Origin of the sequence: Streptomyces sp. NBC_00667 (genome assembly GCF_036226825.1) — a bacterium.
Classification (GTDB): Bacteria; Actinomycetota; Actinomycetes; order Streptomycetales; family Streptomycetaceae; genus Streptomyces.
In genome coordinates, this window is record NZ_CP109022.1 from 5,554,800 (window position 1) to 5,575,733 (window position 20,934).

General features: G+C 73.4%; 20 protein-coding genes. 10 read left to right on the top strand and 10 right to left on the bottom strand.

Annotation, left to right across the window (positions count from 1 at the left end; translation table 11 throughout):
* Positions 1–41 precede the first annotated feature (41 nt).
* Entirely contained in the window at positions 42–1,154 is a 1,113-nt protein-coding gene (locus tag OHA81_RS25395) for a saccharopine dehydrogenase (RefSeq protein WP_329199529.1), read from the top strand.
* On the opposite strand, the gene OHA81_RS25400 is transcribed toward OHA81_RS25395, so the two are convergent.
* The 5 genes from OHA81_RS25400 to OHA81_RS25420 form a co-directional block, all read right to left on the bottom strand.
* On the bottom strand, positions 1,102–1,734 hold the full coding sequence (locus OHA81_RS25400; protein WP_329199531.1) for an ATP-binding protein: 633 nt from the start codon (positions 1,732–1,734) through the stop codon (positions 1,102–1,104). The genes OHA81_RS25395 and OHA81_RS25400 overlap by 53 nt on opposite strands.
* Positions 1,735–1,848: 114 nt before the next feature.
* On the bottom strand, positions 1,849–3,039 hold the full coding sequence (locus OHA81_RS25405) for a GDSL-type esterase/lipase family protein (protein WP_329199533.1): 1,191 nt from the start codon (positions 3,037–3,039) through the stop codon (positions 1,849–1,851).
* A 295-nt stretch (positions 3,040–3,334) separates the two neighbouring features.
* Positions 3,335–4,963, bottom strand: coding sequence for a malate synthase A (gene aceB, locus OHA81_RS25410; protein ID WP_329199535.1), 1,629 nt, complete (start codon positions 4,961–4,963; stop codon positions 3,335–3,337).
* A gap of 258 nt (positions 4,964–5,221) precedes the next feature.
* The gene (locus OHA81_RS25415) at positions 5,222–5,851 is read right to left on the bottom strand and encodes a nucleotidyltransferase family protein (RefSeq protein WP_329199536.1); all 630 of its coding nucleotides are present in this window, start codon (positions 5,849–5,851) and stop codon (positions 5,222–5,224) included.
* Entirely contained in the window at positions 5,800–6,084 is a 285-nt protein-coding gene (locus OHA81_RS25420; protein WP_329199538.1) for a hypothetical protein, read from the bottom strand. The genes OHA81_RS25415 and OHA81_RS25420 overlap by 52 nt, the downstream gene beginning before the upstream one ends.
* 88 nt (positions 6,085–6,172) lie before the next feature.
* On the opposite strand from OHA81_RS25420, the gene yczR reads away from it, so the two are divergent.
* Positions 6,173–7,660, top strand: coding sequence for a MocR-like transcription factor YczR (yczR, locus tag OHA81_RS25425; protein ID WP_329199540.1), 1,488 nt, complete (start codon positions 6,173–6,175; stop codon positions 7,658–7,660).
* Positions 7,661–7,673: 13 nt separating this feature from the next.
* On the opposite strand, the gene OHA81_RS25430 is transcribed toward yczR, so the two are convergent.
* Both OHA81_RS25430 and OHA81_RS25435 read right to left on the bottom strand, forming a co-directional pair.
* Positions 7,674–8,303, bottom strand: coding sequence for a response regulator transcription factor (locus OHA81_RS25430; RefSeq protein WP_329199541.1), 630 nt, complete (start codon positions 8,301–8,303; stop codon positions 7,674–7,676).
* Positions 8,303–9,517: a sensor histidine kinase gene (locus OHA81_RS25435; RefSeq protein WP_329199542.1), complete on the bottom strand. Its 1,215-nt coding sequence runs from the start codon at positions 9,515–9,517 to the stop codon at positions 8,303–8,305. Before OHA81_RS25435 ends, OHA81_RS25430 begins: the two co-directional genes overlap by 1 nt.
* 134 nt (positions 9,518–9,651) lie before the next feature.
* Between OHA81_RS25435 and OHA81_RS25440 the strand changes: the two genes are divergently transcribed.
* Together OHA81_RS25440 and OHA81_RS25445 are read left to right on the top strand one after the other, a co-directional pair.
* Positions 9,652–10,737, top strand: a complete 1,086-nt coding sequence (locus tag OHA81_RS25440; RefSeq protein ID WP_329199544.1) for an ABC transporter permease — start codon at positions 9,652–9,654, stop codon at positions 10,735–10,737.
* Positions 10,734–11,417 (top strand): ABC transporter ATP-binding protein, encoded by a 684-nt coding sequence (locus OHA81_RS25445; RefSeq protein WP_329199546.1) that lies wholly within the window; start codon positions 10,734–10,736, stop codon positions 11,415–11,417. The genes OHA81_RS25440 and OHA81_RS25445 overlap by 4 nt, the downstream gene beginning before the upstream one ends.
* 90 nt (positions 11,418–11,507) lie before the next feature.
* Here OHA81_RS25445 and OHA81_RS25450 read toward each other — a convergent pair whose 3' ends face one another.
* Positions 11,508–12,311 carry an IclR family transcriptional regulator gene (locus OHA81_RS25450; RefSeq protein WP_190186535.1) on the bottom strand — a complete coding sequence of 268 codons (804 nt, stop codon included), beginning with the start codon at positions 12,309–12,311 and terminating at the stop codon, positions 11,508–11,510.
* 328 nt (positions 12,312–12,639) lie between these two features.
* On the opposite strand from OHA81_RS25450, the gene allB reads away from it, so the two are divergent.
* The gene (gene allB / locus OHA81_RS25455; protein ID WP_329199549.1) at positions 12,640–13,980 is read left to right on the top strand and encodes an allantoinase AllB; all 1,341 of its coding nucleotides are present in this window, start codon (positions 12,640–12,642) and stop codon (positions 13,978–13,980) included.
* A gap of 3 nt (positions 13,981–13,983) precedes the next feature.
* Positions 13,984–15,111 carry an allantoicase gene (alc, locus tag OHA81_RS25460; RefSeq protein ID WP_329199550.1) on the top strand — a complete coding sequence of 376 codons (1,128 nt, stop codon included), beginning with the start codon at positions 13,984–13,986 and terminating at the stop codon, positions 15,109–15,111.
* A 70-nt stretch (positions 15,112–15,181) separates the two neighbouring features.
* Here the strand turns inward: alc and OHA81_RS25465 are convergent, their stop codons facing one another.
* Positions 15,182–15,829, bottom strand: a complete 648-nt coding sequence (locus OHA81_RS25465; RefSeq protein WP_329199551.1) for a maleylpyruvate isomerase family mycothiol-dependent enzyme — start codon at positions 15,827–15,829, stop codon at positions 15,182–15,184.
* A 71-nt stretch (positions 15,830–15,900) separates the two neighbouring features.
* Here OHA81_RS25465 and OHA81_RS25470 point away from each other — a divergent pair, with 71 nt between their 5' ends.
* The 4 genes from OHA81_RS25470 (at position 15,901) to OHA81_RS25485 (ending at position 19,827) form a co-directional block, all read left to right on the top strand.
* The gene (locus tag OHA81_RS25470; protein ID WP_329199552.1) at positions 15,901–16,848 is read left to right on the top strand and encodes a LysR family transcriptional regulator; all 948 of its coding nucleotides are present in this window, start codon (positions 15,901–15,903) and stop codon (positions 16,846–16,848) included.
* A 34-nt stretch (positions 16,849–16,882) separates the two neighbouring features.
* Positions 16,883–17,500, top strand: coding sequence for a dihydrofolate reductase family protein (locus OHA81_RS25475; protein WP_329199554.1), 618 nt, complete (start codon positions 16,883–16,885; stop codon positions 17,498–17,500).
* 166 nt (positions 17,501–17,666) lie between these two features.
* Complete coding sequence (locus tag OHA81_RS25480; protein WP_329199556.1) at positions 17,667–18,632, top strand: DMT family transporter; 966 nt, start codon at positions 17,667–17,669, stop codon at positions 18,630–18,632.
* Between the two features lie 4 nt (positions 18,633–18,636).
* The gene (locus tag OHA81_RS25485) at positions 18,637–19,827 is read left to right on the top strand and encodes a cytochrome P450 family protein (RefSeq protein WP_329199558.1); all 1,191 of its coding nucleotides are present in this window, start codon (positions 18,637–18,639) and stop codon (positions 19,825–19,827) included.
* 42 nt (positions 19,828–19,869) lie between these two features.
* Here OHA81_RS25485 and OHA81_RS25490 read toward each other — a convergent pair whose 3' ends face one another.
* Complete coding sequence (locus OHA81_RS25490) at positions 19,870–20,874, bottom strand: Gfo/Idh/MocA family protein (RefSeq protein WP_329199560.1); 1,005 nt, start codon at positions 20,872–20,874, stop codon at positions 19,870–19,872.
* Positions 20,875–20,934 lie beyond the last annotated feature (60 nt).

Consider the following 20,934-nt stretch of genomic DNA (forward strand, 5'->3'; position numbering starts at 1 on the left):
ACGCCCCCGGGGCGTCCTTGAGCAGACAGGTGGTACCGCCGATGGCACAGTCACCGCAGTTGTGGATGCGCACCGAGACACGGCCCACCGAACGTCGCGCCCCCCTCACCCCGCAGGACGCCGGACAGCTCGTGCGGCAGGGTGTACGGATCACCGTGGAGGAGTCCCCACACCGGGTCTTCCCGCTCGCCGACTACGAGGAGGCGGGCTGCCGGACCGCGCCCGCCGGAGCCTGGGCCGTCTCCGCGCCCGGATCCGCCTTCGTCCTCGGCTTGAAGGAACTGCCGCCCGTCCCGGAGCGTTTACGGCACAGGCACGTCTACTTCGGGCACGCCTACAAGGGCCAGGAGGACGCCCCGGCGCTGCTGGCGCGGTTCGCCGCGGGCGGCGGCACCCTGCTCGACCTGGAATACCTGGCCGATGCGCAGGGCCGCAGGCTCGCGGCCTTCGGCTACTGGGCGGGGTACGCGGGCGCGGCCCTGGCCGTCCTGCACGCCCGCGGCCGGCTCGTCGCCCCGCTGGTCCCGCTCCCGCGCGAGGAACTCGACGCGCGATTACGGACCTCGCGGGACGCCCCCACCGCGGCAGGGGAGTTACGGGCACTCGTCATCGGGGGGTACGGCCGCAGCGCCCGCGGCGCCTGTGACGCCCTGACGACCGCCGGGGTACGAGTGACCCGGTGGGACCGGAACGACACCGCACGGCTGGACCGGGCCGCCCTGCTCGGACACGACATCCTGGTCAACGCGGTGCTCACCACCCGCCCGGTACCGCCCTTCCTCACCCCGGCCGACCTGGACCCGGACCGGGAACGGCGGCTCACGGTCATCGCCGACATCACCTGTGACACCGGCTCCCCGCTGCACCTGCTGCCCGTCTACGACCGGCTCACCGACTGGGCGGTCCCGGTGCGCAGGCTGCGCGCCGGACCCCGCCCGCTGGACGTGATCGCCATCGACAACCTGCCGTCCCTGGTCCCCGCGGAGGCGGCCCGGTCCTTCTCGGCGGACCTGCTGCCCAAGCTGCTGGCGCTGGGTACGGGCACGCCCGACCCGGACTGGCTCCGCTGCCGGGCGGCCTTCGCCCGGGCGCTGGCGGGAGTCAGCCGCTCCGCCGATCGGCGAAGTCGACGGTCAGGTACGGCCATGCCGTGACGAGCCCGGCCAGCTCGGTGGGCGTCCCCTCGTGCGACACCCGCAGGTCCTGCTCGCCGGGGCGGAAGTGGACGGCCGTCCCGGTCGTCCCGTCGCCGGCGATCGGGTTCAGGCCGGTGGCGGGAACGCCGTGCTCGTACCGCTGCGTCCAGGCCCCGCCCGCCCGGCGATTGGTGTGCACGAGCCACTCGCTGAGGGCCGCGACGACCGACATGCCCCGGCGCGGCTGACCGTCGGGCAGCAGCTGCGCCCCGGGGTGGTCGAAGAACCGCAGGTCCTTCGTCGCCATGACCGGCTTCTTCACGGGCCGGCCGTCGGCGTCGAGCCGGGTGTCGGTGCCCCGCCCGTCATCGGCGACGGACACCGAGCCGTCCTCGTGGAAGGTGACCGCGCAACGCCCGCCGCCGCCAGCGGACTCGGCCTCGTCGGCCGCGTACGCGATGACCTCGAGGACCAGGTGCCGCAGGCCGCCGGGCGCGAAACCGGCCGGGTCGCTGCGGATGAGGGCGAGGTGACCGGTGTCCACGGTGCTCGCCCAGTCGTGCGTCGTGTTGCGCCAAGAAGCCGTTGTCCTGTCCATGGAACCAGTATCCGATCACCGACGCAGCGGTCCGCCGCGCCCGGGAGGGGCGCGGCGGACCGCTGCGTGCCGGCCGGGGACACGGGGCCGGAGACGGCGGTCAGGAGGCGGGGGTCAGGAGGCGGGGGTCAGGTACATGCCGCTCTGGTCGCCGCCCGGGGTGTTCTTGCAGCCCGACGCGGAGTTCGCGGGCCGGGCCACGGCCAGGGCGAGGCAGCGCCCGACGGCCAGCTGGCCGAAGTAGTTCGGGTGCATGGACTCCTGGACCAGGCCCTGCGTCTCGTTGTTGTCGATCCAGCGCGCCCACTCGCTCGTCTTCGCCGACGCCGGCGTCGTCGACGTCACCTGCTTGCTGGCCCCGGCGCACACCTCGCGCCCCTGGAGCATGTCCCGCAGGTCCAGGAACTGGACGCCCTTGGCTGCCGCGACGGTCTTGATGCCGTTCGCTATCTGGGGCACGAGCGAGTCCCGGGCCCAGTCGGAGTCCCGGTTCCAGAACGGGCAGCCGCCGGTGTTGAGCCGGCTCCAGTCGCTCTGGGTGTACCGGTTCTCCGCGCCCCGGGGGATCGGGGAGGGGTAGGACTGGAGCACGATCCGGTAGGAGGAGTCCGAGTAGCCGGCGCCGCGCATCACGGCCCGGATCTCGTCGACCGACTTGCCGACCTTGGCCATGACCCCGTTGATCTTCTGGTCGACGCCCGCCTGCTGGTCGTCGTAGCAGTAGGAGTTCCAGAGCACGAAGTCGTACGCGCACTCCTTGATGATGTCGGCGAAGCCGAGGTCGTTCCCGCCGATGGACAGCGCGATCACCTTGACGTCGTCGGCCGCGGCCACCGCCGCGAGCTGGTCCGCCTGTGGGGCCTCGCCCTTGAAGGACACGCCGCCGTTGGACGCCCGGAACACGTTGTCCGAAACGGCCCCCGAGCAGGCGAGGTTCACGGCGACGTCGGCCACCGCGCCCGCGCTCAGCACCTCGGCCGTATCCGATCGGTCGCAACCGCCGGCCGTGCTTCCGTACACCTTCGCGGGGTCGTACGTACTGCCGCTGGTCCAGGCCCGGTCTGTGCCGGTACGACTGCCGCTGTTGGTCAGGCTGTTGCCCTTCCAGCGGCCGGCCTCTCCGGAGATGTAGCTGTCGCCCATGGAAACCACGGCGGTGGGCCCGTTCCCGGGGCTGGCCGCGGCCGGGCCGGCGCCGCCGCCCAGCAGTGCCGTGACGGCGAGCGGCAGGGCCATCCCTGCACCGGCCAGTCGTCGCACGCGACTGCGGGCCCGGTCCTTGCTGACGTTGCGGAATCCGATCACTGCGGAACTCCTGCGGTCGGCCACGCGGACGCCAGGGGCAACTGGCGTGACGTGGCTTGGAAGTGGGGGTTACCGCCGGCGCCGGTGGCATCGGAAAGGTGACACGCGGCCGGATGTTACCGCTAGGTACACGCAGATTACGATGACGTAACGACCGACCAATCGGTCGGGAGTCGAGTCCGTCACGAGCCGGACACGGCTCCGCCCCCGGCGCTTCGGGGCGACGGGGGCGGAGTCGGTGCGATCGAATGCGCGCCTTTCGACTGCTGTGCGTTTCAGTCGAAGTGCGGGGACGTCAGCCGATCAGCTGGTCGTACGCGGGCAGGGTGAGGAAGTCCGCGTAGTCGGCGTCGAGGGCGACCTGGAGCAGGAGGTCGTGGGCCTGCTGCCACTTGCCGGCCGCGAAGGCCTCGTCGCCGATCTCGGCGCGGATGGCTGTCAGTTCCTGGGCGGCGAGTTCACGGGTCAGCTCGGCGGTGGCCGGCACCAGGGCGCCCTCGTGCTCGAACACCACGCCCGCGTTGATCCACTGCCAGATCTGCGAGCGCGAGATCTCGGCGGTGGCCGCGTCCTCCATGAGGCCGAAGATGCCGACGGCGCCCAGACCCCGCAGCCACGCCTCGATGTAGCGGATGCCCACCTGAACCGCGTTGCGCAGGCCCTCGTACGTCGGCTTCGCGTCCAGGGAATCGATCGCGATCAGGTCGCCCGGGGCCACCGAGACGTCCTCGCGCAGCCGGTCCTTCTGGTTCGGCTTCTCGCCGAGCACCGCGTCGAAGGAGGCCATCGCGATCGGCACGAGGTCGGGGTGGGCGACCCAGGAGCCGTCGAAGCCGTCGGCCGCCTCGCGGTCCTTGTCGGCCCGCACCTTCTCGAACGCGATCCGGTTGGCCTCGGCGTCCTTGCGGGACGGGATGAAGGCCGCCATGCCGCCGATGGCGTGCGCGCCGCGCTTGTGGCAGGTGCGGACGAGGAGTTCGGTGTACGCACGCATGAACGGGGCCGTCATCGTCACCGCGTTGCGGTCCGGCAGGACGAACTTGCCGCCGCCGTCACGGAAGTTCTTCACGATCGAGAAGAGGTAGTCCCAGCGTCCCGCGTTCAGGCCGGCGGCGTGGTCGCGCAGCTCGTAGAGGATCTCTTCCATCTCGTACGCGGCCGTGATCGTCTCGATCAGGACGGTGGCGCGGACGGTGCCCTGCGGGATGCCGACGTAGTCCTGGGCGAAGACGAAGATGTCGTTCCAAAGACGCGCCTCCAGGTGCGACTCCGTCTTCGGCAGGTAGAAGTAGGGGCCCTTGCCGAGGTCGATCAGACGCTGCGCGTTGTGGAAGAAGTACAGGCCGAAGTCCACGAGCGAGCCGGAGGCCGGGCGGCCGTCGATCGTGAGGTGGCGCTCCTCCAGGTGCCAGCCGCGCGGTCGCATCACGACGGTCGCGAGCTGGTCGGCGGCCTTGAGGGCGTACGACTTGCCCGTCCGCGGGTCGGTGAAGTCGATGCGCCGTTCGTAGGCGTCGATGAGGTTGAGCTGGCCGAGGACGACGTTCTCCCACGTGGGAGCCGAGGCGTCCTCGAAGTCGGCGAGCCAGACCTTGGCACCCGAGTTGAGGGCGTTGATGGTCATCTTGCGGTCCGTCGGACCGGTGATCTCCACGCGGCGGTCGTTCAGCGCGGCCGGGGCGGGCGCCACCTTCCAGTCGCCCTCGCGGACCTGTGCGGTGTCCGGGAGGAAGTCGAGGCTGGAGGTGCGGGCGATCTCGGAGCGCCGTTCGCCGCGCCGGGCTAGGAGCTCGGCGCGGCGGGGGGCGAACCGCCGGTGCAGCTCGGCCACGAAGGCCAGGGCCGCTTCGGTGAGGACTTCGTCCTGGCGGGGCAGGGGCTCGGCGGCGACGATGGCCAGCGGGGACGGCGCTGGTGCGGACATATCTGTCACTCCTTCAGCGGCGGTGCCTGGCGGCCGCGGGGGAATGCTCGCGCGAGACGGCACGCAGTGCCGTCGGGTGTGGAGAGTTCCGTTGTACGGTCGCGGGCGCCGTCTGTGGTTCAGGGCGCTTCTGACCAGTGGATAGTAATTTCCTCATGGTGGAAGTTCAATGGTTTGTTGATGTCGAGATTCTCCGGGTCGACATATTCCGCAGACCGGTGGCCCTGGGTGCCACGACGACTACCGCCCGCACAAGCGTCACGCGAGGCGCGCCAGATCGGGCGGGGTGTCGATGTCGAACGCCTCCGCGACGTCCGCGCACTCCACCAGCGTGAGTTCCTCCGCGTGTTCCCGCAGGTACACCCGTGCGCCCTGGTCGCCGGTCGCGCTCTTCGCGATGTCGCTCCAGCGGGCGGCCCCGAACAGCACCGGATGGCCGCGCTTCCCGTCGTAGGCCGCCGCCACCAGGCTGGTGGGGGAGCGGTACGCCGCCAGCACGCGGGTCACCGCCGCCGGCCCGATCCCCGGCTGGTCCACGAGCGACACCAGCGCGGCGGCCGCGTCCGTACCGGCCAGCGAGTGCAGCCCGAGCCGCAGGGAGGAGCCCATGCCCTCGGTCCAGTCCGGGTTGTCCACGACCACACAGCCCGTCAGGCCGGCGCGCTCCCGCACCTCCGCCGCCGACGCGCCGAGCACCACGTGCACCGGGCCGCAGCCCGCCTCGCGCAGTACCCGCACCGCGTTCTCGACGAGCGGGCGGCCGCGGTAGGGCAGCAGCGCCTTGGGGCGCCCGCCCAGGCGGCGGCCGCCGCCCGCCGCGAGGAGCAGGCCGGCGATCACCGGGCGGTCGGCGCCGGTTCGGGTGGCGTGCGGGGTGTAGGCCGGCATGACAGCGATTGTCGCCCCTCGGCGGAGCCGCGCGGGCGGCCCGGCGCGAACCGGCGGGGCTCCTTCGTGCCCTGCGCGATCCGGCGCGGCCCCTTCCCGCCCCGCGCGAACCGGCGCAGCGCCCGCACGGCGGCCGCGAACCGCAGGGGCTCGGAGATCCGCTGCTCGGCGGCGGCCAGCAGGGCGCGCTCGTCACGGTCGGTCAACAGCCCGGCGTCACGGTGGATCGACATAGCGGCATCTCCTTGCCAATCGGTGGCCAATACGGCGAGTGTGGTCCTCGATTGGCCTGGCAGGCAGAGCCAATCAGGGGAGGTTGGCATGGCGAACGGGCGAATCGTCCAGACCGCGGACAGGACCATCGGCAGCCGCCAGCTCGCGGCGCTCCTGCCCCCACGGCTGCTGGCCCGACCCGGCTACCGGGCGCTCGCCGACGCGTTGCGCACCCTGATCCTCGACGGCCGGATCGCCCTGCACGTGCGGCTGCCCGCCGAGCGCGAACTGGCCGAGGCGGTCGGTGCCAGCCGGGCCACCGTCACCGGCGCCTACGACCTGCTGCGCGAGAGCGGCTACGCCCACAGCCGCCGCGGCTCCGGCACCTGGACCGACCTCCCCGAGGGGCACCACCCCGTCGGCGCCCACGCCCTCCTCGGCGCCGGGGGCTACAGCGCCGACGCGGACCCCGGCACGGACCTCGCCATCGCCGCGATGGGCGCTCCGGAAGGGGCCCTGACCGAGGCGCTGGCGTGGGCCGCGACCAAGCTGCCCGAGGCGGCCCGCACCCCGGGCTACCACCCGTTCGGGCTGCACGCCCTGCGGACGGCCGTCGCGGAGCGGTTCACCCGGCGCGGCCTGCCGACCCGCCCCGAGCAGATCCTGGTGACGGCCGGCGCCCAGCAGGCCTTCGCGCTGGTGGTGAGCCTGCTGTGCCGGGCCGGGGACCGGGTCGTCACCGAGAGCCCGACCTACGCCAACGCGCTCGACGCGCTGCGGCACGCCCGGGTGCGCACCGGGTCGATCGCCGTCTCCGACGCGGGCTGGGACATGGAGATAGCGGAGTCCACCCTGCGCCAGACCGTCCCGAGACTGGCCTACGTCATCCCGGACTTCCACAACCCCACCGGCGCGCTGATGCCGCCGGAGCAGCGGCTGCGCCTGCTGTCGGCCGCCCGGCGGACCGGCACGTGGCTGGTGGTCGACGAGACCATCGCCGACATCGCCCTGGACGTACCGGCCCCCGCGCCACTGGCCTCGCTGGCGCCGGCCGGGGGAGACGGCCACGTGGTGACCATCGGCTCCCTGAGCAAGACCCACTGGGGCGGCCTGCGGGTCGGCTGGATCCGCGCCACCGCCAAGATGATCACCGAGCTGACCACCGTCCGGGTCGCCGCCGACATGACCGGTTCCGTACTGGACCAGCTGGTCGCGCTCCCCCTGCTGGAGGGGCTGGACAGGTCCCTGCCGGAGCGGCTCGCCGAGCTGCGCGTACGGCGCGGGGCCCTGGTGCGCGCGCTCCAGCGGCACACCCCCGAATGGTCGTGGCAGCTGCCGCCGGGCGGGCTCTCCCTGTGGGTGGACCTGGGGGAGCCGGTCAGCTCCGCGCTGTCGGAGCGGGCCGCGGCCGCCGGCGTGCACATTGGGCGTGGTGCCCGCTTCGGGGTCGACCCGGGCACCTTCGAGCACCGGCTGCGGATCCCGTACACGCTGCCCGCGGACCGCCTGGACGAGGCCGTCCGGCGTCTCGCGACCGCCTTCCACGAGGGCGTCCCGCTGACCCCGGCGGTGCAGCGGCCGCACTGGGTGGCGTAGGCGCCGCCGGGGCCTACCGGCTGCGGATCAGGCGGCGCCCGGCGGCCGCGGCCACCGCCGCCGTACGGGAGTCGACGCCGAGCTTCGCGTAGACGTGGACGAGGTGGGACTTGACCGTGGCCTGGCTGAGGAAGAGCCTCTTGGAGATCTGCTGGTTCGACAGCCCGTCCGCGACCAGCTGGAGCACCTCCAGCTCCCGCTTCGTGAGGGCCTGCGCGGGCGTGCGCATCCGGTCCATCAGCCGCAGTGCCACCGCCGGCGCCAGCGCCGACTGGCCGGCCGCCGCCGTGCGGACCGCCGCCGCCAGCTCCTCCGGCGGGGCGTCTTTGAGGAGGTAGCCCGAGGCGCCCGCCTCCACCGCCGCCAGGATGTCCGCGTCCGTGTCGTACGTGGTCAGTACCAGGACCCGCGGCGCCGTCGGGCGGGCCGTGATCAGGGCCGTCGCCGCCGAGCCGTGCATGCCGGACCCGAACTGGAGGTCCATCAGCACCACGTCCACCCCCGCCGAGGCGGCCAGCTCCACCGCCCGCTCCGCGGTGGCCGCCTCCGCGGCCACCGCGAAGTCCGGCTCGGCCTCCAGCACGGCCCGCAGCCCGGCCCGCACCACCGGGTGGTCATCGGCCAGCAGCAGCCGGATCGTCATCAGGGCACCTCCAGGGGCAGCGGCAGGGTGACGGCCACGGCGGTGCCCTGGCCGGGGGCGGACTCCACGGTGAACAGCCCGCCCAGCGTCTCGGCGCGCGAGCGCATCGCGGGAAGGCCGAAGCCGCCCTCGCCCGAAGCGGCAGAGCAGACGTCGAAGCCGTGGCCGTCGTCGACGACGTCCAGCGTGACCGAGGCGTCCATGAAGGTGAGGGTGATCTCGGCGCGCCCGGCCCGGGCGTGCCGCACCACATTGGCCAGCGCCGACTGGGCGATCCGCAGCAGCGCCACCTCGTACGGGGTGGGCAGCGCCCGGGGCGCGCCGCTCAGCGAGAACCGCACCTGCGGTCCGGGAGCGGCCGAGCACAGCCGCTCCAGCGCGGCGGCGAGTGACCCGTGCTCCAGGTCGGGCGGTGTCAGGGCCCGTACGAACCGGCGCGCCTCGGCGAGGTTCTCCTGGGCGGCCTCGCGGGCCCGGCCGATGTGCTCCAGCGCCACCGCGTGCACCGCCCCGTCCTGCGGAAGGGAGCGCTCCGCCGCCCGCAGCAGCAGCTGGATGGACGACAGCCCCTGGGCCAGGGTGTCGTGGATCTCCCGGGCGAGCCGCTCCCGCTCGGCGAGGGTCCCCGCGCTCCGCTCGGCGGCGGCCAGCTCGGCCCGCGTCGCGATGAGCTCCTCGATCAGCTGCCGCCGTCGTTCGCTCTCGCGGTACAGCGCCTGGTAGCCCAGTACGGTCGCCACCGCCACGGCGCCGCCCAGCAAAGGACCCAGGAACGCCCCCGGAGTCACCGCGCCGTGGGTCAGGCCGCTCTGCCCGAGGTAACCGCCGATCGCCGCGCAGGCCGTCACCGCGACGGCCGCGACGCCCCAGCGCAGCCGCAGCAGGTGCAGTTCGAGGAAGTACAGGGGGAAGGCGATCCACAGCCCGTCGGGGGAGACCACGAGCAGTGCAGCCCACGCGCAGCCCAGCGCCGCCAGCCACACCGCCCCGGCCCGCGGCGAGCGGCGCACCGCGGGGGTCAGCACCCCGCCCGCGTAGAGCGCGGCGAGCACCGCGCAGACGGCCACCACCCACCCGGCGCGGGGCGCGGCGTCCGTGACGGCCCGCCCGGCGGCCAGCGCGAGCAGCCCGGCGAACAGGGCGTGCAGGCACAGCCGCAGTACGCGGGAGACGGGAGTCAGCGGACGGGAGGCGGGGGAGGGGGGAGCAGACATCGCCTGACCAGCGTAAGCGCGGCCCGGCGCCCTCCGGTCAACCGAAAGTTCGATTCCGGGCTCCGTCCTTCGATACCGGGAACCGCACTCCGGCTCGATGCCCCGCACCCCCTGCCCGCACCAGGGTGGGGACCATGTTCGTCGCCTGGAGAGACCTACGGTTCGCCAAGGGCCGCTTCGCCCTGATGGGCGCGGTCGTCCTGCTGATCACGCTGCTCGTCGGCCTGTTGTCCGGACTCACGTCCGGACTGGCCCGGGAGAACGTCTCGGCCGTCACCGCCCTGCCCGCAACCCACCTGTCCTTCGCCGCCCCCGCCGGCGGCCAGAAGGCGTCCTTCACCCACTCGCAGCTGCCCGAGAGCGCCTGGCGGACCTGGCGGGCACGGCCGGGGGTCCGCTCGGCGGAGCCGCTCGCCGTCCGTACGGCCAACGCCGCCGCCGGTGAGCGCACCGCCGCCGTCTCGGTCTTCGGCGTCGACCCGGCCGGCCGGCTCGCGCCCCGCGGCGCCGGTCTGGGGCCGGGCCGGGTGGTCCTGACCGAGAAGGCCGCGCGGGAACTCGGCGGGCTGGGCGCGGGAGCGCGGCTGAGGGTCGGCCCGCTCGAACTGACCGTGGCCGCCGTGTCCGGCACCGCCGCGTTCAGCCACACCCCCGTGGTGTGGACGGACCTGGGCGACTGGCAACGCGTCGGGAACGCGGGCGGGGGCGCGGAGACCGTGGCCACCGTCGTCGCCCTGGACGCCCCCGGCGCCGACATCGCCGCCGGTGACCGGGCCGCCGGTACCAGGACCGAGACCCTCGACGGGGCACTGGGCGCCATCGGCTCCTACACCTCCGAGAACGGCTCGCTCCAGCTGATGCGCGGCTTCCTCTTCGCCATCTCCGCGCTCGTCATCGGGGCCTTCTTCACGGTGTGGACGATCCAGCGCAGCGGCGACATCGCGGTGCTGAAAGCGCTGGGGGCCTCCACCGGGTACCTGCTTCGGGACGCCCTCGGGCAGGCCGTCGTCATGCTGGCGGCCGGCACCGGGCTCGGCACGGCGCTCGCGGCCGGGCTCGGCCTGCTGATCAGCGGCGGCGAGGTGCCCTTCGTACTCGACGCGGCGACCGTCCTCGTCCCCGCCGCCGTGATGATCGCGCTCGGCGCCCTGGGCGCGGCCCTGTCCATCCGGCGGATCACCGCCGTCGACCCGCTGACCGCCCTCGGGAGCGCCCGATGACCCTGCTCGTCCACGACGTCACCCTCACCTACCCCGACGGCGACAGCCGGCTCACCGCGCTGGACGGCGTCTGCCTGGAGGTGCCCGGCGGCACCCTGACGGCCGTGATCGGGCCCTCCGGGTCCGGGAAGTCCAGCCTGCTCGCCGTGGCCGCGACCCTCGTCACCCCGGACTCGGGCCGGGTGGTCGTCGCGGGCCGGGACACCGCCGGTCTCAGCGCCGCCGAGAAGGCGGCGCTGCGCCGGGAGGAGATCGGGATCGTCTTCCAGCAGCCCAACCTGCCGGCGTCCTTGACCGCCGCCGAGCAGCTCCAGGTGATGGCCCACCTGTCGGGCCGCCCGGCCCGGCGGCTGCGCGGGCGCGCGCTGGAACTGCTGGACGCGGTGGGCCTGGCGGACAAGGCCGACAAGCGCCCGCACCAGCTGTCCGGGGGCCAGCGCCAGCGGGTCAACATCGCCCGCGCCCTGATGAACGAGCCCGCCGTGCTGCTGGTCGACGAGCCCACCAGCGCCCTGGACCACGAGCGCGGCGCGGCCGTGCTGGACCTCCTGATCGCCCTGACCCGCGAGCGCTCCACGGCCACGGTCCTGGTCACCCACGACCACGCCCACCTGGAGAGGATGGACCGCACGGCGCGGATGGCCGACGGCCGCCTCGCGCAGACGCTCCCGGCGCGCTGAGGCACGCGAGAGCCCCGGCGCCGTCCCTCGCGGGCGGCGCCGGGGCTCTCGGCGCTGGGGCTCTCGTGCGTACGCGGGCGCGCGGGCGTCCTACGCGGGGCTCTGGCTCTGCAGGGCCACCGACAGCTCGGCCGCGACCCCCTGGAGGATCGGCACGATCGACTCGGTCAGGGCCTCCGTCACCCGGCCCGCCGGGCCGGAGATGGAGATCGCCGCGGCGGTCGGCGAATTCGGAACCGACACCGCCAGGCAGCGGACCCCTATCTCCTGCTCGTTGTCGTCGACGGCGTAGCCGACCTTGCGGACCTGCTCCAGGGCGTCCAGGAAGCCCTCGGGCGTGGTGATCGTCTTCTCGGTCGCGGCCGGCATCCCGGTGCGCGCCAGCAGGGCGCGCACCTCGTCGGCGGGGGTGTACGCGAGCAGCGCCTTGCCCACGCCGGTGGAGTGCGGCAGCACACGGCGGCCGACCTCCGTGAACATGCGCATGGAGTGTTTGGACGGTACCTGGGCGACGTAGACGATCTCGTCGCCGTCGAGCAGGGCCATGTTCGCCGTCTCCCCGGTCTCCTCCACCAGGCGGGCGAGGTAGGGGCGGGCCCAGGTGCCGAGCAGCCGGGCGGCCGACTCGCCGAGGCGGATCAGGCGGGGGCCGAGGGAGTAGCGGCGGTTGGGCTGCTGGCGGACGTACCCGCACGCCACGAGCGTGCGCATGAGACGGTGGATGGTCGGCAGCGGAAGACCACTGGCGGCGGAGAGCTCGCTGAGGCCGACCTCGCCCCCCGCGTCGGCCATGCGTTCGAGCAGGTCGAAGGCGCGCTCCAGGGACTGGACGCCACCGCCGCCGGCGGTGGGCTTGGCGGAAGCGTCGGTGGTGCTGGCGCTGGACGTCGGCACGGGCGCGGTCCTTTCGGTGCTGGCAGGCAAGGAAGCAGCCTACCGGTCGGTCGGCGTCGGCCCTAGGGCCGGGCGACGCCTTCCCCGCCGGTCAGAGGCGGTTTGTCCGGGAGACGGACGTGGTGGTGAAGGTACCGGGCGCCCCCCGATGGTGATAGCTACATTCTGGATAGTGAAATCTTAATTCCATCTCGTGGAAACATCCAAGTGGGACGCAAGGGTGTCAGTGGTCCGTCCGGAGGCTCTTGACTGGCTCTGGATCGCGGTGAAGACTCCGTCAACAGAACGTTGAATTTCGCTCTGTGGAAGTAGATGGGGAGGTTCCGGCGTGTCCGACGACGTGGAACTGGTACTGCGCTCGACCCGCGTGATCACCCCCGAGGGGACGCGCGCCGCCTCGGTGGCCGTCGCCGCCGGGAAGATCGTCGCCGTACTGCCGCACCAGGCCGAGGTACCGGCCGGAGCCCGGCTGGAGGACTTCGGCGACGACGTCCTGCTCCCCGGCCTGGTGGACACCCACGTCCACGTGAACGACCCGGGCCGCACCGAGTGGGAGGGCTTCTGGACGGCCACCCGCGCCGCCGCGGCCGGAGGCATCACCACGATCCTCGACATGCCGCTCAACTCCCTGCCGCCGACCACCACCGTCGAGAACCTGCGCGTCAAGCAGGACGTAGCCCGCAGCAAGGCACACGTCGACGTCGGCTTCTGGGGCGGCGCGCTGCCCGACAACGTCAAGGACCTGCGCCCCCTGCACGACGCCGGCGTCTACGGCTTCAAGTGCTTCCTGTCGCCCTCCGGCGTGGAGGAGTTCCCCCAGCTCGACCAGGAACAGCTGGCCACCTCCCTCGCCGAGATCACCGGCTTCGGCGGCCTGATGATCGTGCACGCCGAGGACCCGCACCACCTGGAATCCGCGCCCCAGACGCCCGGGCCCAAGTACGCGGACTTCCTCGCCTCCCGTCCGCGCGACGCCGAGAACACCGCGATCGAGAACCTCATCGCCCAGGCACGCCGGCTGAACGCGCGCGTCCACGTCCTGCACCTGTCCTCCTCCGACGCGCTGCCGCTGATCGCCGCCGCCAAGGCCGAGGGCGTACGGATCACCGTCGAGTCCTGCCCGCACTTCCTCACCCTGACCGCCGAGGAAGTCCCGGACGGCGCGACCGAGTTCAAGTGCTGTCCGCCCATCCGCGAGGCAGCCAACCAGGACCTCCTCTGGGACGCGCTCGCCGACGGCACCATCGACTGCATCGTCTCCGACCACTCCCCCTCCACCGCGGACCTCAAGACCGGCGACTTCGCCACCGCGTGGGGCGGCATCTCCTCCCTGCAGCTGGGCCTCCCGGCGATCTGGACCGAGGCGCGCAAGCGCGGCCGCACCCTGGAAGAGGTCGCGCGCTGGATGTCCACCGCACCGGCCGCCCTGGCCGGACTGGCCGCCAAGGGCGCCATCGAGGCCGGCCGCGACGCCGACTTCGCCGTCCTGGCCCCCGAAGAGACCTTCACCGTGGACCCCGCCCACCTGCACCACCGCAACCAGGTCACGGCGTACGCGGGCAAGACCCTGCACGGCGTCGTGAAGTCCACCTGGCTGCGCGGCACGCAGATCGCCGACCACGGCACCCCGACCGAGCCCACGGGCCGACTCCTCGAAAGGCAGAACTGACAAGTGGCACAGCGTTCAACTGGATTGGCCGCCTTCACCGGCAACGCGAACCCGTACGGGGGCGGCGACCCGTACGCGGACTACCGCACCGCGGACTTCCCGTTCACCCAGTACGCGAACCTCGCCGCGCGTGCGCTCGGCGCCGGTGTCATCGCCGCCAACGACGAGTTCTTCGCCGAGCGCGAGAACCTGCTCATCGAGGAGCCCGCGCACTTCGACCCGGAGCACTTCGGGCACAAGGGCAAGGTCATGGACGGCTGGGAGACCCGCCGCCGCCGCGGCGTCTCCGCCGAGCAGCCCTGGCCGACCGCCGAGGACCACGACTACGCCCTGATCCGCCTCGGCGCCCCCGGCGTCATCCGCGGCATCGTCGTCGACACCGCCCACTTCCGCGGCAACATGCCGCAGGCCGTCTCCGTACAGGGCGCCGCGGTCGAGGGTTCCCCGACCGCGGAGGAACTGCTCTCCGGCGACGTGAAGTGGACGACGCTCGTCGAGCGCACCCCCGTCGGCGGCCACGCGGCCAACGGCTTCGAGATCAACGTCGAGCAGCGCTTCACGCACCTGCGCCTGAACCAGCACCCGGACGGCGGAGTCGCCCGCCTGCGCGTCTACGGAGAGGTCCGCCCGGACCCCAAGTGGCTCGCCGCGCTCGGCACGTTCGACGTCGTCGCCCTGGAGAACGGCGGCTCGGTCGAGGACGCGTCCAACCGCTTCTACTCCCCGCCGACCAACACCATCAACCCGGGCCGCTCCCGCAAGATGGACGACGGCTGGGAGACCGCCCGCCGCCGTGACAACGGCAACGACTGGATCCGTTACCAGCTGGTCGCGGACTCCGAGATCCGCGCCGTCGAGATCGACACCGCCTACCTCAAGGGCAACTCGGCCGGCTGGGCCTCGCTGTCCGTCAAGTCCGGCGAGGAGGGCGAGTGGACGGAGTTCCTGCCGCGCACCCGCCTCCAGCCCGACACCAACCACCGCTTCGTGCTGGACACCCCGGCGGTCGGCACGCACGTGCGGATCGACATCTTCCCGGACGGCGGCTTCTCCCGCCTGCGCCTGTTCGGCTCCCTGACGGAAGCCGGCGCGGCCGCCCACGCCGCGCGCCACCAGGAGCTCGGCGGCTGACCCGCCCCTCCTGACGCACCGAAGACCGCCCCGGGGGCCGACATCCCCGGGGCGCGCCCTTTCCCGGCGCCTACCCGGTGACGAAGCGACCGCTGCCTTCGCCCTGCAGGTGCCCCGGGGGCAGCCGTCGGCCGTACGCCAGCAGGAGCAGGTCCTGCGCGGCGCCCGACAGCGGCGACCCGGAGCCGAAGGACCAGTCGAGGTCGGTGGCACGCAGTGTGGTGCCGCGCAGGTCGGCGCCGAAGAACCTGAGGGTGCGGGCGTCGACGGCCTCCAACAGGATCCGCAAGCGGTCCTCGGGCACCCGGCGGCCCAGTCCCAGGGCGACCGTGATGTCCAGACCGTGGACGACGTCATGCCCCAGGGCCGACACGAACCCGCCGACCGGCGGCGTCCAAGGGTGATCCGCGTTGTCGCGCAGCAGCCCGGCGAGCTCACGCGTGGAGAATGCGGCCGCGTCCGCGCGGGCACACCGGTCCGTCATGCGGTGGAGGCTGCCCCGGGCCCTGATCAGTTCCCGCGCCACCTCGGGGAGCGAATAGCGCATGCCCATCGTCATGTGGGCCGCCACCTCCCGCACCCGCCAACCCGCGCACAGGGACGCCGCGTCCCACTCGTCCGCCGACAGACCCTCCAACACCTCCGCCAGCTCCCGGCGTTCGTCCGCGATCGCGGCCCGGATGTCCGCCCTTGCTCTCCTGTGCGTCGTATTCGCCATGGCTCCAAGACTCCCGGCGGTGCTTCACCGAGTCCAAGACTTCCTACGTCTCGCGGCTAGCATGACCGTTTATGGAGATGCGGCAGCTGCGGTACTTCGTCACCGTGGCGCAGGAGGCCAACTTCACCCGCGCGGCAGCCCGGTTGCATCTGGCCCAGCCGGGCCTGAGCGCCCAGGTCCGGCAGTTGGAAAGGGAACTCGGGCAGCCCTTGCTGGACCGCTCCGGCGGATCGGTGACCCTGACCGAGGTGGGCGAGGCGGTACTGCCGTACGCGCGGGCCGCGCTCGCCGCGGCCGACGCGGTGCGCAGGACGGTGGAGGAGTTCACCGGGCTGCTCCGCGGCCAGGTGGCCATCGGCTTCGTCTCCGGCGCCCTCGGCCACGCGTTCGACCTGCCCTCGGTCCTGGCCGGCTTCCACGACGACCACCCCCAGGTGGAGATCGCCCTGACCGAGGACACCTCGGAGCGGATGCTCGCCGCGCTGCACCGCGGGGAACTCGACATCGCCGTGATCGGGCTCGCCCGGGAAGATCCCCCACCGGGCATCTCCCTCCACGTCGTGATCGACGAACCCGTGGTGGTCGCGGCGGCGCCGGACCACCCCGTGCTCGCGCTCGGCGGCCGCGAGGGCCTCGCGCTGGCCGAACTCCGCGACCGGCCGCTGATCAGCCTGCCGCGGGGAACGGGCCTGCGCGGGGTCCTGGAGCGCGCCTGCGCGCAGGCAGGGTTCCGTCCCCGGGTCGCCTTCGAGGCAGCCGCTCCGCGGGTCCTCGCCCAGCTCGCCGCCCGCGGCCTGGGCGTAGCCGTCGTCCCGGCCCTGGAAGCCGGGGCCGCGGCGGCCTTCGGGGTGCGGACGCGGGAGATCACCGCGCCGGGGCTGCGGGCCCGGGTCGCGCTCGCCTGGCGTACGGACGGTCCGGCCGGTCCCGCCGCCACGGCCTTCCTCCGCGTGCTCCGCGCGGCGTTGCCCGCGCGCCGCGGCGATGAGTTTCCGGCGCCCCGGGAGTCTGGACCGTGACGAGCCGACCGTACGGAACAAGGAGCGCGCGACCATGGGCAAGCTGACCCTCACCACCTTCCTCACCCTCGACGGCGTGATGCAGGCGCCCGGAGCGCCCGAGGAGGACCCCAGCGACGGCTTCCGCTACGGCGGCTGGGTCGTGCCCTTCGACGACGAGGTCATGGGCGAGTTCATCACGGAGAACTTCGGCCGGGCGGAGGCGTTCATCCTCGGACGCCGCACCTACGAGATCTTCGCCGGCTACTGGCCGCACCACGACGACCCCGCGAACCCCGTCGCGAGCCGGCTCAACCGCCTGCCGAAGTACGTCGCCTCCACCACCCTGCGCGAACCGCAGTGGGAGAACACCACGGTCATCGACGGCGAACACCTCCAGGCCGAGATCGTACGGCTCAAGGACAAGCTGGACGGAGAACTCCAGGTCCACGGCAGCGGACAGCTGGCCCAGTGGCTGCTCGCCCGGGACCTGGTGGACGAGCTGCACCTGATGGTGATGCCGGTGTTCCTCGGCGCGGGCCACCGGCTGTTCCCCACGGGCGGCCTCCCCACGGCCTGCGAACTGACCGGCCACCGCACCACCCCCAAGGGGATCGCCATCCACAGCTACCGTCCGACCGGCCGCGCCACCTTCGGCACGTTCGCGGTCTGACCGGGAGGGGGACCGGGAGCGCACAGCGGCCCGGTGGCCCGGTGGCCTCTCGGCCCCGGTGGCGCCGCGGAATCGCAGCGACCCGGCGTGATCCGCTCCGGTACGGTGGGCCGCGTTCCGTGGGAGCCGACGAAGTCCCCGCCCGCCTCCCGCCGTTGGAGCCCCCGTGTCCGCACTCGCCGCCGTCGCTCCCGCCACCGCGCCCCGCAGGGCCTGGCTCACCGATCTGCCGGTGCTGCTCGTCGCCGTCGTCTGGGGCGGCAGCTACCTCGCCGCCAAGGGGATCACCGCCCCGCACACCGTGGTCGCGGTGCTCGTGCTGCGGTTCGCGCTCGTGGTGCCGGTCCTCGCCCTCGCCGGGTGGCGGCGGCTGCGGTCGCTGACCGGGGCCCAGCTGCGGGGCGCGGGCGCCCTCGGCCTCGTACTGGGCGGGATCTTCCTGCTGGAGACCTACGGGGTCGTCCACACCTCGGCCACCAACGCCGGGCTGATCATCAGCCTGACCATGGTGTTCACCCCGCTCGCCGAGGCCGCCGTGCGCCGGACCCGGCCCCCGCGCGGCTTCCTCGGCGCCGCGGCCCTGTCCGTCGCCGGGGTGGTGCTGCTGACCCAGGGCGCCGGGTTCACCACCCCCGGCGCCGGCGATCTGCTCATCCTGGGCGCCGCCCTCGCCCGGACCGCGCACGTGCTGCTGATGGCCCGTATGAAGGCCCTCCAGGACGCCGACCCCCTGTCCCTGACCACCGTCCAGCTGACGAGCGCCGTGGCGGTCTTCACCGTCCTCGCCGCGCTGCCGGGCACCGGCGCGAGCCCGTGGCGGGCCGCCGCCGGGTTCGGGCCGGCCGAATGGGCGGGACTCGCCTTCCTGTCCGTGCTGTGCACCCTCTTCGCCTTCTTCGTGCAGATGTGGGCCGTACGCGCCACCTCCCCGTCCCGCGTCAGCCTGCTGCTCGGCACCGAGCCCCTGTGGGCGGCCGCCGCCGGGATCGCCCTCGGCGGGGACCGTCCCGGCCCGGCCGGTGTCGCCGGCGCCGTGCTGGTCCTCGCCGGCACCGCCCTCGGCCGGCGAGCCGCAAGCTTCCCGATTGGCCGAAAGCCGCCCCACTCAAGGTCAACTGCCGGTCTAGGGTGACCCCATGCCGATTCTGGACCTCAGTACGATCGCCGAAGACTTCGACGAGAACCCGTATCCGCACTACAAGCGGCTGCGCGAGAGCGGCCCGGTACACCGCGTCAAAGCGGCGGACGGGCAGGAGGTCTGGCTGATCGTCGGTCACGAGGAGGCCCGGCAGGCCCTGACCCACCCCGAGGTGTCCAAGAACTGGCTGAGCAGCGGCCTCTACAGCGACCGCGAGACGACCGAGGCCAGCGCCAACATGATGCGCTCGGACCCGCCCCACCACACCCGGCTGCGCAAGCTGGTGGCCCCCTCCTTCGCCCCCGGCCGGATCGAGGCCCTGCGGCCCCGGATCCGGCAGATCGTCGACGGACTCCTCGACGCGATGGCGGCCCGCACCGAACGCCGCGCGGACCTGATCGAGGCCTTTGCCCAGCCCCTGCCGATGATCGTGATCTGCGAGATCCTCGGCGTCCCGGAGAGCGACCAGGACGCCTTCCGCGCCTGGACCGCGGAGATCGTCGCGCCGACCGGGGTGGAGTCCGAGGGCGCGGCCTGGCGCGACATGACGGCCTACGTCAGCGAGCTGACCGACGCCAAGCGGGCCGCCCCCGGCGGCGACCTGCTCAGCGCCTGGACGATGAGCCGGGAGGAGGGCGGGGACCGGCTCACCCGCCAGGAGCTGGTCGCGATGGCCCTGCTGATGATGCTCGGCGGCAACGAGACCGCCGTGCACCTGATCACCAACGGCATGCGGGCGCTGCTCGCCCACCCCGAGCAGCTCGCGGCGCTGCGGGCCGATCCGGACGGCCTCATCGACGGGGCGGTGGAGGAGATCCTGCGCTACGACGGCTCGGTGGAGACCGCCACCTTCCGCTTCGCCCGCTCCGACCTGGAGATCGGCGGCGTCCTCATCGAGGCCGGCTCGCCCGTACTCGTCTCCCTCGCCGGGGCCGACCGCGACCCCGCCCGCTTCGCGGAGCCCGACAGCTTCGACATCCGCCGTCCGGCCAAGGGCGGCGGCCACATCGCCTTCGGGCACGGCATCCACCACTGCATCGGCGCCCCCCTGGCCCGGCTGGAGGGCCGGGTGGCGATCCGGGCGCTCGTGGAACGCTTCCCCGACCTCGCCGAGGACCCCGACGGGCCGCTGGAGTGGATTCCCGGCGCGATGGTCCGGGGCGTGCGGCGGTACCCGGTGCGCTGGTAGCGGCGGGCGGCACCGAGGATGTCCGGCGGATCACACGGCCCGTCACAGACCCGGGAGCTCCTCCAGCCGTACCGGGCGCCGCTCGCGGCGCGAGAGCTCGCAGGCCTCCGCGATCCGGAACGCGGCGAGCGCCTCGGCGCCGTCGCACGGATTGGGGCCCTCGCCGCGCACCAGCCGTACGAAGGCCGCCAGCTCCGCCTCGTAGGCCGGGCCGAACCGCTCCAGGAACCCGGTCCACGGCTTGCTCGCCGGGGGCGGCCCGTGCGGTTCGGTGGAGGCGATGGGCGTGCGGTCGTCCAGCCCGGTGGAGATCTGGTCCAGCTCACCGCCCAGCTCCATGCGCACGTCGTACCCGGCGCCGTTGCACCGGGTGCCGGTGCTGCTGACGAGCGTCCCGTCGTCCAGGGTGAGCAGGGCCGCGCCGGTGTGGACGTCGCCCGCCTCACGGAAGCCCGGCAGGCCCTCGTCGGATCCGGCCGCGTACACCTCGGTCACCTCGCGCCCGGTCACCCAGCGCACCATGTCGAAGTCGTGCACCAGGCAGTCCCGGAACAGCCCCCCGGACGCCGGCAGGTAACCGGCCGGAGGCGGCGCCGGATCGGCCGTCGTCGTCCGCACGGTGTGCAGCCGTCCCAGCGCGCCGGAGCGCACGAGTGCCCGCGCGGCGGCGTACCCCGCGTCGAACCGGCGCATGAAGCCCAGCTGGAGCACGCCGCCCGCCGCGCCGACCTCGCGCAGCACCTCCAGGGTCCGCTCCAGGCCCGGCGCGACGGGCTTCTCGCAGAACACCGGCAGCCCGCCCCGGACCGCCCGCACGACCAGCTCGGCGTGCCCCTCGGTCGAGCAGGACACGACGAGGGCGTCCACCCCCCAGGTGAAGACCTGGTCCACGCTCGGCGCGGCGGTGGCCCCGAGCCGGTCCGCCAGCCGCGAGGCCCGCTCGGGATCGGCGTCGGCCAGCAGCAGCGAGCCGGCGTCCGGGTGACGGGCCAGGGCCGCCGCGTGGAACGAGCCGATCCGGCCCGTTCCGATGATCCCGATGCGCATGCACTCAACGTGACCCCGTACCGGGGACCTGTCAATCTGCCCGGGAGTGCCCCGATGGTC

Excerpts from the sequence above, each read along its gene's own strand:
- OHA81_RS25395 (WP_329199529.1), top strand. The coding sequence starts at position 42 with ATGGCACAGTCACCGCAGTTGTGGATGCGCACCGAGACACGGCCCACC.
- OHA81_RS25400 (WP_329199531.1), bottom strand. The coding sequence starts at position 1,734 with ATGGACAGGACAACGGCTTCTTGGCGCAACACGACGCACGACTGGGCG.
- aceB (WP_329199535.1), bottom strand. The coding sequence starts at position 4,963 with ATGTCCGCACCAGCGCCGTCCCCGCTGGCCATCGTCGCCGCCGAGCCC.
- OHA81_RS25415 (WP_329199536.1), bottom strand. The coding sequence starts at position 5,851 with ATGCCGGCCTACACCCCGCACGCCACCCGAACCGGCGCCGACCGCCCG.
- OHA81_RS25420 (WP_329199538.1), bottom strand. The coding sequence starts at position 6,084 with ATGTCGATCCACCGTGACGCCGGGCTGTTGACCGACCGTGACGAGCGC.
- yczR (WP_329199540.1), top strand. The coding sequence starts at position 6,173 with ATGGCGAACGGGCGAATCGTCCAGACCGCGGACAGGACCATCGGCAGC.
- OHA81_RS25430 (WP_329199541.1), bottom strand. The coding sequence starts at position 8,303 with ATGACGATCCGGCTGCTGCTGGCCGATGACCACCCGGTGGTGCGGGCC.
- OHA81_RS25435 (WP_329199542.1), bottom strand. The coding sequence starts at position 9,517 with ATGTCTGCTCCCCCCTCCCCCGCCTCCCGTCCGCTGACTCCCGTCTCC.
- OHA81_RS25440 (WP_329199544.1), top strand. The coding sequence starts at position 9,652 with ATGTTCGTCGCCTGGAGAGACCTACGGTTCGCCAAGGGCCGCTTCGCC.
- OHA81_RS25445 (WP_329199546.1), top strand. The coding sequence starts at position 10,734 with ATGACCCTGCTCGTCCACGACGTCACCCTCACCTACCCCGACGGCGAC.
- OHA81_RS25465 (WP_329199551.1), bottom strand. The coding sequence starts at position 15,829 with ATGGCGAATACGACGCACAGGAGAGCAAGGGCGGACATCCGGGCCGCG.
- OHA81_RS25470 (WP_329199552.1), top strand. The coding sequence starts at position 15,901 with ATGGAGATGCGGCAGCTGCGGTACTTCGTCACCGTGGCGCAGGAGGCC.
- OHA81_RS25475 (WP_329199554.1), top strand. The coding sequence starts at position 16,883 with ATGGGCAAGCTGACCCTCACCACCTTCCTCACCCTCGACGGCGTGATG.
- OHA81_RS25485 (WP_329199558.1), top strand. The coding sequence starts at position 18,637 with ATGCCGATTCTGGACCTCAGTACGATCGCCGAAGACTTCGACGAGAAC.
- OHA81_RS25490 (WP_329199560.1), bottom strand. The coding sequence starts at position 20,874 with ATGCGCATCGGGATCATCGGAACGGGCCGGATCGGCTCGTTCCACGCG.